This is a genomic window from Dactylosporangium darangshiense, assembly GCF_039537565.1.
Classification (GTDB): Bacteria; Actinomycetota; Actinomycetes; order Mycobacteriales; family Micromonosporaceae; genus Dactylosporangium; species Dactylosporangium darangshiense.
Map to the genome: position 1 here is coordinate 1 of NZ_BAABAT010000104.1, position 11,690 is coordinate 11,690.

Genomic DNA, 11,690 nt, shown 5'->3' on the forward strand with positions numbered 1-11,690 from the left:
CCTTGCAGTACGCACGCCGTTCTCCCGCCACCGCAGTTCTGACCTTCGACAAGCCAGAACCTAGGCAGGACAACGGCGTGCGCTATTCACGACGCGCCGAGCCGCCCATGGAAGCGTCAGAAGCGCCCCAAAAGATCGTGCAGTCACGCCGCGCGGTCGAGATCGAGACCCTCAACGCGCACGCGGAGGTCGAGCCGTTGCTGGCGATGGCGGAGCAACTGCGCGAGCTGCGATCGCACGGCGACGGCGCGCTGGAACTGTACATCCGCAACGTCCGGCTGGGCATGTTCGCCAAGACCGGCTCGGTCATCACGAGCGCCCGGGAAGGAAGTGCCGGCCGATGAGCATCATCGACATTGGGGCGCTGATCGCCGGCTTCCTGGCGGTGCCGATCCTGCTCGGGGTCGCCCGCGCCTTCGGAGCATTCGTCATCGTACGCGAGCGGCAATGCATCGTCTTCGAGCTCTTCGGCACCGTGCGGCTGGTGCTGGACAACCCCGGCCTGCACTTTCCCTGGCTGCGGCTGGGCCCTGCCGCGGCGCTGCTGCCGCTGTTCGGCCGGCGGCACGTCGTCGAGCTCCGGCTCGACCAGACCTACCTGCGCAGCGAGGCGGTCAACTCCGAAGAGGGCGCTCCGATGGGCGTCGGCATCTGGTACGAGATGGTGATCAGCGACCCGGTGGCGTACTTGTACAAGAACGCCGATCCCGCGGGTTCGTTGCGGGCCAACGTCTCCAACGCCGCCGTGCGCGGCCTGAGCAACATGAAGCTTGACCGCATGCTGGTCGACCGTCACCAGATGAGCCGCACCGTCCGGGAGGAGGCCAGCCGCCAGTCGCGGGAATGGGGCTATCGGGTGGGCAGCGTCTACGTGCGCAAGGTGCACTTCCGTGACGCCGGCATGATCCGCCAGATCGAGCAGAAGGTCGTCAACCGACTGCGGCAGGTGACCGCCGCGATCGAGCAGGACGACGCGAACCGGGTCAACGTGATCAGGTCCGCCTCCGAGCGGGAGGCGGCCGTCGAGTTCGCCAAGGCGGCCGCCATGCGCCCGCAGATCGTGGGAGCGGCGCTGGCGCACATCGGCGAGGACCCGCAGATCTCGGACGCCCTGTTCGAGGTGCTCGAGACACAGGGCGTCCTGCAGAGCCCGGAGCTGCAGGTCACTCTGGTGCCACCGGGCTCGACCGTGCTCATCGATCCGGCCACTCGTGTCCCCCCGAGGGCGGTCAGATAGAGGCCGGCGCGCTCGGCCTCAGGAGGCCGGTTTCGCGACGCCGACGACACGCGCGGTACCTGCGAAGTGTACTGAGCCAAACTGATGCGGTGATCGACCTCGACGTCTCCGACCCGGTCGGGCCGGTGTCGGCGCCGGCTACGCCATGCCGCTCTGATACGCGTAGATGACGGCGTGGATGCGGTCGCGCAGCCCGAGCTTGGCCAGGATGCGGCTGACGTGGGTCTTGACGGTGCCTTCCGAGATCATCAGCCGACCGGCGATCTCCTGATTGGACAGGCCCTGTGCGATCAGCTCGAGCACGTCGCGCTCGCGTGCGGTAAGCGCGCCGAGCGGCGTGGTGTCGACGGTCCGTGGGGCGGTGGCGACGAAGTGCTGGACCAGCCGGCGGGTGACCGTGGGCGCGGCGACGTTGTGCCCGCCGGCGACGGCGCGTACGGCTTGGAGCAGTTCGCCGTCGAGCGAGTCCTTGAGCAGGAATCCGGCGGCGCCTGCGCGGAGTCCCGCGTAGACGTACTCGTCGAGGTCGAACGTGGTCAGGATGATGACGTGTGGCGGGTGGTCCGGCGGGTGGGCGGCGCGGAGCCGGCGAGTGGCCTCGATGCCGTCGATGCCCGGCATGCGGACGTCCATCAGGACTACGTCGGGCCGGGTTTCACCGGCCACGGCCAGAGTCTTCAACCCGTCGGCGGCCTCGCCCACCACCAGCATGTCGTCGGTCCCGTCGAGGATCATGCGGAACCCGGCCCGGACGAGGGCCTGGTCGTCGGCGATCAGGACGCGGATCACGTGGCGCGCTCCGACGCCGGGTCACCGGCGCTCGTGGCCGGCTCGCCGCTTTCGACCGGGAGCAGGGCCGACACCTCGAAGCCGCCGCCGGCGGCGGGGCCGGCCCGCAGGTTGCCGCCGAGCGCGTGGACGCGTTCGGTGATGCCACGCAAGCCGTTGCCGGGCGAGGGCTGCGGGACCGGTTCGCCGCTGTCGAGGACCCGGATCCGCAGGCTGGCCGGGCCGAAGTCGAGGTCGACTGCACAGCCGGCCCCTGGTGTCGCGTGCTTGAGCGTGTTGGTGAGTGCCTCCTGCACGATGCGGTACGTGGCCAGTTCGATGATGGCGGGAAGCGTCGTCGGCTCGCCGGTGACCCGGAGGTCGACCGGCGTGCCGCTGTCCCGTATCCGGTCCACCAGCTCGGGCAACGCGGCGAGGCTCGGCTGCGGTGCCAGGTCGGCGTGCGGCTCGGTCCGCACGACGCCGAGCAGCCGGCGCATTTCGGCGAGCGACGCGCGGCCGGTGGTGACGATGTTGGTCAGTGCGGCCTCGGTGCGCTCCGGCTGCCGGGTGAGCATGGTCTTGGCGCCCTGCGCTTGGACGACGATCACGGACAGGCCGTGCGCCACGACGTCGTGAAGCTCGCGGGTGATCCGGCCGCGCTCGGCGGCAACCGCGAGCGCGGTGCGCTGGCGCTGATCGCGTTCGAGGTCCTCGGCGCGGGCCTGCAGGGTGGCCAGGTGGGCGCGTCGGGTTCGGGCGCTGTCGGCGACCGCCCAGGTGACGGCGAGCAGCAGGCCGGGCAGGGCCGCATCCCTTGTGGCCGACAGCAGCGGGTTGTTCTGCCAGGTGCCGCCGATGAGCACCTGCCTCGCCTCTTCCCAGCCGACGCGAGCCAAGGTGTGCAGCCACGGCACCAGCATCAGGCCGTACAGGGTCGCCTCGATGGTGACCAGGACGGTGATCGAGGTGCGGCGTGACCGGATGGTGCTGGCAAGGGTGTACATGGTCACCAGCGCGGCGATGTCCATCGGCAGGAACGGCGCGAACCCGTCGAACAGGTGCGCGCCTGCCGAACCGGCGGCGATGACCGTCGCGGCGAGCGGCCACCGGTGCCGTAGGACCATGGCGCCGGCCGCGGGCACGCTGGCCAGCCACCATGAGACGGTATGGCGCTGCCAGGCGTCGGCCGACCCGACGATCTCGAACGCCTTCTCGTTCGGCGAGAGGAAGAGGTCGGCGGCCCAGAACAGGCTGGCGCCGGCGAGGAGCAGGACCAGGGCCACGTCGAGCCAGCGCTGGCGCGCCGTCACGCGGGGTGTCCTCGGCTGCATCGGCCCAGCGTACGTGCCGTGATTCGGTTTGGGGTCTGTCGTACGACAGACCCCGGAGATCGATCGACGGACAGACGCGGAGCAACCGTCGAAGACGCCAGCCTGTGAGGCATGACCCGCAGATCTCTGCTCACCGTCGCGGTCTTCGCCGTCCTCGCCGCAGGCATGGCCGCGTGCTCATCCGGCGGTACAGCGTCGCCTAAGGCATCCGCCAGCGGCACCAGCACCGACGTCCAGAAGGCATTGGACGCCGGCAAACGCTTCGCACAGTGCGGGCGCGACCACGGCCTCCCGAACTTCCCCGACCCCGAGCTCTACGCAGGCAGGATCGGCTACTTTCACTCGCCCCAGGACGTGAAGGACCAGGAAGACCAGGTCCTGAAGATTCCCGAGTGTAGGGCGATCCTCGCCGAGATCCCGGTGCTCCCCGACGACCGCCCGCCGCCGAGCGCAGCCGACATGCAGAAACTGCGGGACTTCGCCAAGTGCATCCGCGAGCACGGCATCCCCGAATGGCCGGACCCCAAGAGCGACGGCACGTTCCCGATCGCCGGTACGCCGATCCAGGCGGAGAGCAAGTCGTCGGGCCGCTTGTCCACCGCCGTGGAGGCATGCAAGCAGTACTGGGACAACGGAATCGACGTGTCGTCGTGAGGATCCGGTTGTGGGCGACCGTCGGCGCGCTCCTGGCTGCGGCCGGCGTGGTCGGCTGGGCAGTCAGACGGGCGCCGTCGACCGCACCGGTCGCCGGACCGCAGGTGCGCATGACGACGGCACCGGTGGTCCGCGGTGACGTGACGGCCCGCGTCCAGGTCGCCGGCGTGCTCGGCTTCGACGGGGCGTACACCATCGTCAATCAGCTGCCCGGCGGCGTGATCACGGCCGTACCGGCGCCCGGGACCGCGGTGGTCCGCGGCGACGACCTGTACGCGGTGGCCGGCGTGCCGGCGGTCCTGTTGTACGGGACCACACCGGCGTACCGGGAACTCGCCGCCGGCATGTCTGACGGCACCGACGTCCTGCAGCTGGAACAGAACCTTGTCGCGCTCGGCATGGATCCCGGGCACGGCATCACGGTCGACCGGCACTTCAGCGACGCCACGGCGGCCGCGATCCGCCGCTGGCAGGCAGCCCGTAGCCTGCCGGTGGCGCGGCGCACCGGACGGCTGCCGCTCGGGCAGGTTGTCTTCCTGCCCAGCGCCATCCGCGTCGGGCAGCCCCTCGCCGAGGTCGGGGCGTCGGCCGGGCCCGGTGCGCCGGTGTTGTCGGCGACCGCGACCGCCCGTGTGGTGCGCGTCGCGCTCACCGCCGACCGGCAGGCGACGGTCCATCCCGGCGACCAGGTTCGGGTCAACGTTCCCGGGCTGGCCCAGCCGGTCGACGGCACCGTCCGGGAGATCGGCACCGTGGCGACGCCACCCAGCCAAGGCACCGGGCCCGCGACGGTGCCGATGGTCGTCACGGTGACGCTGCCGGCCGGCACGCCGGCGCTCGACCAGGCACCGGTACAGGTCGCGATCACCGGAGCGCAGCGCCACAACGTCCTGCTGGTACCGGTGACCGCGCTGCTCGCCGGTGAATCCGGCGGGTATCAGGTCGCGGTCGTCGATGACGCCGGCCGGCGGCTGGTGACCGTGCGGCCGGGGTTGTTCGACGAGGCCGCCGGCACGGTCGAGGTCACCGGCGACGGGCTGACCGAAGGCACGCAGATCGAGATACCGGTGTCATGAGCGACGTCGTGCTCCGGCTGGAAAACGCCGGCCGGACGTACCCCGGCACGCCGCCGGTCGAGTCGCTGCGCGGTGTCGACCTGACCGTGCGCACCGGCGAGCTGGTGGCCGTCGTCGGCCCGTCGGGTTCCGGCAAGACCACGCTGCTCAACCTCGCCGGCGGCCTGGACCGGCCGACGACCGGCACGATACGGCTGGCCGGGCAAGCCATCGAGGGCCTCTCCGACCGGCGGCTGTCCGGCCTGCGGGCCTACGCGCTGGGTGTGGTGTTCCAACGGTTCTTCCTGATGGACCATCTGTCCGTAGTGGACAACGTGGCCAACGGCCTGCTCTACCGTGCGGTACCTGCGAAAGAGCGCCGCCGCGCGGCGGCGAAGGCCATCGACCGCGTCGGCCTCGCGCATCGGGCCGACCATCCGGCCGGCAGGCTCTCCGGCGGCGAGCGCCAGCGCGTCGCCATCGCCCGCGCCCTGGTCGGCCGCCCGGCGCTGATCCTCGCCGACGAGCCGACCGGCAACCTCGACAGCGCCAACGGCGCGCAGATCCTCACGCTGCTACGGGACCTGCACGCCGACGGCGTGACCCTGCTCGTCATCACACACGACCCCACCGTCGCGGAGGCCTGTCCGCGCCGGGTCGACCTCCACGACGGCTGGATCGTCGCCGACACCGGAAGGACCACATGATCTCCCGCGTACGCGCCGCAGACCTGCTCCCGCTGGCCACCATCAGCATGCGCAGCCGCCCGCTGCGGGCTGTACTGTCCACATTGGGCATCGCGATCGGCATCGCCGCCATCGTCGGCGTCCTCGGCATCACCCGCTCCAGCCAGGCCGACCTGCTGGCCCGCATCGACCGGCTGGGCACCAACCTACTCACCGTGGTCAACGGGCACACCGTCGACGGCGAGGAGGCGCAGCTGCCGGCGCGCGCGGCCACCGGCATAGCCCGGACAGAGGGCGTGCAGCGGGTCACCGCCACAGCCGACCTGGCCCGGGTGCCGGTGTTTCGCACCGACCGGATACCCGCGTACCGCACCGGTGGCATAGATGTCCGCGCCACCGACCCGTCCCTTCGTGACACGCTCGACGGGCAGGTGGCCACCGGCGTCTTCCTCAACGAGGCCACCACCCGCTACCCGGTCGTCGTGCTCGGCCACGACGCCGCCACCCAACTCGGTATCAATCGCGTCGACGCAGGTACCCGGGTCTGGCTGGGCGAGCACTGGTTCACCGTCGCCGGGGTGCTGCGCCCGTTCGAGCTCGCCCCGGAGATCGATCGGGCCGCTCTGATCGGCCTGTCCGTCGCTGCCGAGTACTTCGGCTTCGACGGCCACCCGACCCGCCTGTACGTGCGGACCGACACCGCACGGACCACGCTGGTCGCCGGCATGCTGGCGAGGGCGGCCAACCCGGCGGAGCCGAACAGCGTCTCGGTCAGCCGACCCTCGGATGCGCTCGCCTCGCGACTGCTCGTCGCCGACTCCGTCACCTCCCTACTGCTCGGCCTCGGCGCGATCGCGTTGCTCGTCGGGGGCGTCGGGATCGCCAACGTGATGGTCATCTCGATGCTCGAACGCCGTACGGAGATCGGCCTCCGGCGCGCACTCGGCGCCGCCCGCCGGCACATTGCCGTCCAGTTCCTCAGCGAGTCGCTGCTGCTCTCCTTGCTCGGCGGGGCAGCCGGCGCGGTACTCGGCACCGCGGCCACCTACGCCGTCGCCACGTCCCGCGGCTGGCAAACCCTGGTACCGATGGCCGGCGTCTGGGCCGGCCTCACAGCAGCCTTCGTCATCGGTGCGGCGGCCGGCCTGTACCCAGCGGTGCGGGCCGCGCGCCTCAACCCCACCGACGCCCTCCGGACGTCGTAAGCGCCGGCGCTCCATCCCGCTGACGGCCCGGACGCTGCGGCCGATAAGGGCGTTCGCTCCCCATGGGTCAGAGATGCTGGACAACGCCGCCCGCGTTGCGGGTTGTAGTGGCGAGCGGTCCGTCATCCACATTGCTGTGCGAGTGCTCGTTCGAGCGTGGTGGACACCCAAGGCGGTACGGCGGCATGGTGCGCGCCAATGTGGGAAGTGAGGTCACCCGACGCAGGACGACGGGTACGGGAGAGCCATGGTGCTGCTGGGCCTGCGGGTGCCCGCTTCGGTCTGCGGTGCGGTTGGCTTGGCTGTTCGGGCGGCGGGTTGGCTGACCGGCGGAGACCGTGATGTGTGGGCGCGTCCTGGCCGGCTGCATATCGAGACGCACGGCGTGCATGGTGTGGACGGTGTGCGGGTGGCTCGTCGGGTGGAGCGGGCTTTGGAGCGGCATCCGGGGGTGGTGTGGGCGAGGGTGAACGCGCCGGCCTGCCGGGTGGTGGTCGCGGTGGCCGATCCGCCGCCGCCGCGGCGGGAGTTGGTGGCGCTGGTGGCGCACGCCGAGTCCGCCCCGACGAGCGTGGACGAGGAGAACGCCGAGGAGGAACTGCATCACCCTGCCGAGAGCCTGCAGCGTAGCGGCGTGTTGGCGAACCTGGCGGTCGATGCGGTCGCGTTAGGACTGGTCGGCCTGACCCGGGTGGCCCCGTGGGCGCCGCTGCCGGCCGAGTTGGCGGGCCTCGTGTCCGCCATCGAGCTGCATCCCCGGTTACGGGCGTTGGCCGCCCGGCGGCTGCACGGGCAGGAGCGGGCGGAGTCGTTGGTGTCCATGGCTGCCGGGTTGGCGCAGGCCTTGGCCGCCGGCGGGTCGGGCGTGGCTGTTGACATCGCCGAGCGGGTCGGCCGGTGGCGGGAGGCCCGGGCGGATCAGCAGGCGTGGCGTGCGGTGGAGTCGCGGCTCATCCGCGGTCCGGAGGATGCCGGGGCCGACCCGGTGGCGGTCGAGCGCCCGCGCCCGTTGCCGCCCGGCCCGGTTGAGCGCTACCAGCGGCGGGTGCTGGCCGGCGGGACGGCTGTGGTGGCGGCGGCTGTGCCGCTGGTCGGGCTGCGGCGGGCGGCGGCGGTGGGGATTGCGGCACTGCCCAAGGCGACCGAGGCGGGTCGTGCCGCGTTCGCGTCGCATCTGGGGCTTGCGCTGGCCCGCAGCGGTGCGTTGGTGATGGATCGGGCGGTGCTGCGCCGTCTGGACCGGCTGGACACGCTGGTGCTGGACGGCGCCGCGGTGTGCTCGGGTCGGTGGGCGCTGACCGGATTGGTTCCGCTCGTCGGTGCTGACGCAGGTGAGGTGGCCGAGCGCGGTTTCGCGCTGTTCGCGGCCGAGAACCCGTCGGATGTCCGGGAGGCCGGCGAGTGGACGCTGGCCCCAATCGACAAGCTGGAGCTGCGCGGACGCACCGGGGTCCGGCAGCGGCGAGAGTTGGCCGACGCGGGCGCCGAAATGTTGCTGGGTCTGGCCCGCCGGCGTCGGCTGGAGGCCGTGCTGGCGGTCGAGGCGGATATCGCACCCGGGCTTGACATGGTCATCGGCGCGGCCGTCCGCGCCGGGCTGAGGATTGTGCTCGCCACTGACGAACAGCGGCCGCGGGCCGATTACGCCGACGCCCTGGTCGAGCGCGGCGGGAGTCCGGTCGGCGCGGTACGCGACGTCCAAACCGCCGGCGGGGTGGTCATGCTGCTGTCGGGAGACCGGCGGGCGTTGGCTGCGGCGGACTGCGGGCTCGGCGTCCACGTGGACGGCTTGCCGCCGCCGTGGGGCGCGCACGTGCTGATCGGGTCCGAGCTAGGCCCGGCCGTGCTGCTGGTGGAGGCGGTGGCGGCGGCCCGCTGCGTGGACCGCGACTGCATCATGCTTTCGCAGGCGGCCACCGGCATTGGCGCGCTCGCCGCGCTGGGAAGTGGGGCGACGCAACCTGCCGCGCGCAGCCTCGGCGCCGTCAACGTCGGTGCGGCGTTAGGGTTCGCCGATGGCGTCTGGCGCGCGCACCGTCTGCACACCCGGATGCCGGCTCGGGTCGCAGCGCGTCTGCCGTAGCAACGTCGATCCGGGCCCTGGCCGCCACGGCTGGCGCCCGGCTCACCGCGCGCCACCGACGCTGTACCTGCCGAGAACGCATCCAGGCAGGTCAGGCGGCGAGCATCCCGGAAGGAGGTGACCTGCGATGAGCACATGGCGGTGGCCTGCTGCTGCGACGACCCCGACTGCTCGCCGGACGTGTGGCTGCGGCTGCTAACGGATGCGATGTGGTCGCCGAGCGCGCCGGCGACCCACCAGCGCCCTATTCCGCGAGGACTGCCGGGGCGAAGCGGGCCGGCGGCGGCAGGGTGGCCGCCGTGGGTGAGGCGCGGAATGCTTCGAGGGCCAGTGCGGCGAACCGCCGGGCGGCGGCGAGCCTGACGTCCGGCGGGGCGGCGGAGAGGCCGCGGCCGGCCATCAGCACGAGGATGAAGTCGTCGAGGACGAAGTCCGGGCGGAGGGTGTCGGTCTGTTTCGCGCGGCGGCACAGATCGGCGATCATGCGGACCATGTCGGCGCGGTGGGCGGCGAAATCGATCGCGCCCGGCAACGCGGTCATGAAGGCGTCGACGAAGCCCTGATTCTGCGCGTTGAGCTCGGCGAGTCCCTGGACCACCGAGCACATCCCGCGCCACGGGTCCGGGTCGGCCCAGGCGTCGCGGACGATCGCGCGGCACTGCTCGACCTCGTGGGTGAACGCCTGGTCGATCAGCGCCTGCTTGGTGGCGAACCGCCGGTACAGCGTGGCGGCGCCGACGTCGGCCCGGCGGGCGATCTCGCGCATCGGCACGTCGAGGCCGCGCTCGGAGAACAGCGCCCGCGCCGCGTCGAGCACCCGGTCCCGGTTCTCCTGGGCGTCTGAGCGCAGCATGTGGGGCAAACGGTCGGTCACGAGATCTCACTTTACTCAAGTGGACGGGGGTGTCCGATACGGTCGCAGCAGGTCAAGGCGATCGGAGAGACAGTGAAAGCGGTAAGCATCCAAACGTTCGGCGATCCCGGCGGCATGGCGGTGATCGACGCGCCGGCACCGGCGCCGAAGCCCGGGCAGTTGCTCATCGAGGTGAGGACGATCGGCGTCGGCGGAGTCGACGCGGTGATCCGGCGGGGTACCCTCGGCGGCTACGGCTTTCGCGAGGGCATCATTCCGGGCAGCGAGGTAGCCGGGCGGGTGATCGCCGCCGGCGACCCGGCCGACGCGGCGTGGGTCGGGCGCGACGTGTGGGCGTTCACCGGCGTCGGCGGCGCCTACGCCGAGCAGGCGGTCGCTCGCCTCGAAGACGTGACCGAGCTCCCCGAAGGCCTCGCGCCGGTCGACGCGGTGGCGCTCGGCAGCGCCGGGCCGGTTGCCCACTTCGCGCTGGCGCAGGCCCGGTTCGGCCGCGGCGAGTCGCTGCTGGTCCGCGGAGCGGCCGGCAGCCTCGGCATCATGGCGATCCAGCTGGCCACGCTGGGCGATGCGGGCGCGATCGCTGTGACGACGTCCTCCCCTGAGCGTGGGAAGCGGCTTCGCGAACTCGGCGCCACGGTGCTGCTCGACCGGTCCGGCGACGGCGACGCACTCTCCCGTGAGTTCGACGTCGTCCTCGACATCATCGGCGGGCATGCCGTGCCGTCGTTCATCGACCGGCTCGCTGACAACGGCCGTATGGTCTCCATCGGCGTCGTCGGCGGGTACCCTCCGGCGGACTTCGGCATGGCGCTCATGCGCTCGTTCCAGCGGTCACGCTCATTCGGGACGTTCAGCCTCAACACCGTGCCGACGGACGAACGCAACAGGATCCGCGCGGAGCAGTTCGCGGCCGCCGCCCGGGGAGAGCTGCGCGCCGTCGTGCACGACGTCCTTCCCCTCACGGCGGCTGCCGACGCGCACCGCCGGATCGAATCCGGGGAGGTGTTCGGCCGCATCGTCCTGACGCCGTAACGGCCGCTACCGCTGCCAGAGATAGGTTGTATCCCGCGCGGCGATGGCCCTGTACCTGAGGGCGCGACGCGCCATACTGACCTGGGACCGGCACACCACGGTGGGGCACACACGCGCGGTGCCCCGACGACGCACGACCCGTTCGCCGACTACCTCCGCCCACCGGCCGCCCGGCGCCTACGCCGACGGCTTCGCCCACAACAACAGCCTCAGCCGGCGAGCGAGGCGGCGAGCGGCGCGCAGCTCGGCCTTGTACTCGGTTGGCCCCCTTCGGGCAAGCGGCGTGTAGAGTTCAATCGCCTCAGCTACGGATGCCGCAGCCGCATCGAGCTCCTGGCTGAGGACCCCGGCGACGGCCAGGTTGTAGAGGCCTCTGGCCAAGGCGGGCGTGTACTGGGCGGGGTCGGCCGTGGCCAGGCGGCGAAGGACGACGACAAGCTCCCATGTGGGGGCTTCGGCCAGGCGTTGTAGCCTGCCGAGCGCGACGACGCGATTCTGCAGCACGCCGGCGAGCCTGCGCAGGTAAAGACTGGGGTCCGACTCGGCCAGATCACGATAGAGATCAGCTGCCTGACGGCTGGGTGCCAGCGACTGCTCGAACTGCCCGTATTCGATTGAGATCGCGCCGAGGTTAGCTAAGCCCTGATCCACCGACGAGGTCTCGGTGCCCGGCCGGTCCAGCCCGATGATCTTGGACGCGGGTCAGGGCGTGTGGGAGTGACCGGCCGGGTTGCCGGTGCGCTCGATGGTCGAGGGAAGTCT

General features: G+C 71.6%; 12 protein-coding genes. 8 read left to right on the forward strand and 4 right to left on the reverse strand.

Annotated features, from left to right (window positions below; all coding sequences use genetic code 11):
* Both ABD901_RS57240 and ABD901_RS57245 read left to right on the forward strand, forming a co-directional pair.
* Positions 1 to 344 (forward strand): hypothetical protein (locus tag ABD901_RS57240; protein ID WP_345144580.1); only part of this gene is annotated, 344 nt, incomplete at its 5' end.
* On the forward strand, positions 341 to 1,237 hold the full coding sequence (locus ABD901_RS57245) for an SPFH domain-containing protein (RefSeq protein WP_345144582.1): 897 nt from the start codon (positions 341 to 343) through the stop codon (positions 1,235 to 1,237). The genes ABD901_RS57240 and ABD901_RS57245, both read left to right, overlap by 4 nt.
* Before the next feature lie 138 nt (positions 1,238 to 1,375).
* On the opposite strand, the gene ABD901_RS57250 is transcribed toward ABD901_RS57245, so the two are convergent.
* Both ABD901_RS57250 and ABD901_RS57255 read right to left on the reverse strand, forming a co-directional pair.
* A complete protein-coding gene (locus ABD901_RS57250) occupies positions 1,376 to 2,026 on the reverse strand; it encodes a response regulator (RefSeq protein ID WP_345144584.1) in 651 nt (216 codons plus the stop codon).
* Complete coding sequence (locus tag ABD901_RS57255; RefSeq protein WP_345144586.1) at positions 2,023 to 3,339, reverse strand: sensor histidine kinase; 1,317 nt, start codon at positions 3,337 to 3,339, stop codon at positions 2,023 to 2,025. Before ABD901_RS57255 ends, ABD901_RS57250 begins: the two co-directional genes overlap by 4 nt.
* A gap of 111 nt (positions 3,340 to 3,450) precedes the next feature.
* Here ABD901_RS57255 and ABD901_RS57260 point away from each other — a divergent pair, with 111 nt between their 5' ends.
* From ABD901_RS57260 to ABD901_RS57280, 5 genes are all read left to right on the forward strand, one after another.
* Positions 3,451 to 3,993 (forward strand): hypothetical protein, encoded by a 543-nt coding sequence (locus ABD901_RS57260; RefSeq protein ID WP_345144588.1) that lies wholly within the window; start codon positions 3,451 to 3,453, stop codon positions 3,991 to 3,993.
* Positions 3,990 to 5,069, forward strand: coding sequence for a peptidoglycan-binding protein (locus ABD901_RS57265; RefSeq protein WP_345144590.1), 1,080 nt, complete (start codon positions 3,990 to 3,992; stop codon positions 5,067 to 5,069). The genes ABD901_RS57260 and ABD901_RS57265 overlap by 4 nt, the downstream gene beginning before the upstream one ends.
* Positions 5,066 to 5,755, forward strand: coding sequence for an ABC transporter ATP-binding protein (locus ABD901_RS57270; RefSeq protein WP_345144592.1), 690 nt, complete (start codon positions 5,066 to 5,068; stop codon positions 5,753 to 5,755). The genes ABD901_RS57265 and ABD901_RS57270 overlap by 4 nt, the downstream gene beginning before the upstream one ends.
* Positions 5,752 to 6,939, forward strand: coding sequence for an ABC transporter permease (locus tag ABD901_RS57275; protein WP_345144594.1), 1,188 nt, complete (start codon positions 5,752 to 5,754; stop codon positions 6,937 to 6,939). The genes ABD901_RS57270 and ABD901_RS57275 overlap by 4 nt, the downstream gene beginning before the upstream one ends.
* A 247-nt stretch (positions 6,940 to 7,186) precedes the next feature.
* Complete coding sequence (locus ABD901_RS57280) at positions 7,187 to 9,022, forward strand: hypothetical protein (protein WP_345144596.1); 1,836 nt, start codon at positions 7,187 to 7,189, stop codon at positions 9,020 to 9,022.
* 244 nt (positions 9,023 to 9,266) lie between these two features.
* Here the strand turns inward: ABD901_RS57280 and ABD901_RS57285 are convergent, their stop codons facing one another.
* Complete coding sequence (locus ABD901_RS57285; RefSeq protein WP_345144597.1) at positions 9,267 to 9,896, reverse strand: TetR/AcrR family transcriptional regulator; 630 nt, start codon at positions 9,894 to 9,896, stop codon at positions 9,267 to 9,269.
* 72 nt (positions 9,897 to 9,968) lie between these two features.
* On the opposite strand from ABD901_RS57285, the gene ABD901_RS57290 reads away from it, so the two are divergent.
* Entirely contained in the window at positions 9,969 to 10,928 is a 960-nt protein-coding gene (locus ABD901_RS57290) for a zinc-binding dehydrogenase (RefSeq protein WP_345144599.1), read from the forward strand.
* A 177-nt stretch (positions 10,929 to 11,105) separates the two neighbouring features.
* On the opposite strand, the gene ABD901_RS57295 is transcribed toward ABD901_RS57290, so the two are convergent.
* Positions 11,106 to 11,579: a hypothetical protein gene (locus tag ABD901_RS57295; RefSeq protein WP_345144601.1), complete on the reverse strand. Its 474-nt coding sequence runs from the start codon at positions 11,577 to 11,579 to the stop codon at positions 11,106 to 11,108.
* Positions 11,580 to 11,690: the final 111 nt, after the last annotated feature.

Bases quoted from the DNA above. Each gene is read 5' to 3' on its own strand.
- ABD901_RS57255 (WP_345144586.1), bottom strand. From the start codon at position 3,339: ATGCAGCCGAGGACACCCCGCGTGACGGCGCGCCAGCGCTGGCTCGAC.
- ABD901_RS57245 (WP_345144582.1), top strand. From the start codon at position 341: ATGAGCATCATCGACATTGGGGCGCTGATCGCCGGCTTCCTGGCGGTG.
- ABD901_RS57280 (WP_345144596.1), top strand. From the start codon at position 7,187: ATGGTGCTGCTGGGCCTGCGGGTGCCCGCTTCGGTCTGCGGTGCGGTT.
- ABD901_RS57270 (WP_345144592.1), top strand. From the start codon at position 5,066: ATGAGCGACGTCGTGCTCCGGCTGGAAAACGCCGGCCGGACGTACCCC.
- ABD901_RS57275 (WP_345144594.1), top strand. From the start codon at position 5,752: ATGATCTCCCGCGTACGCGCCGCAGACCTGCTCCCGCTGGCCACCATC.
- ABD901_RS57260 (WP_345144588.1), top strand. From the start codon at position 3,451: ATGACCCGCAGATCTCTGCTCACCGTCGCGGTCTTCGCCGTCCTCGCC.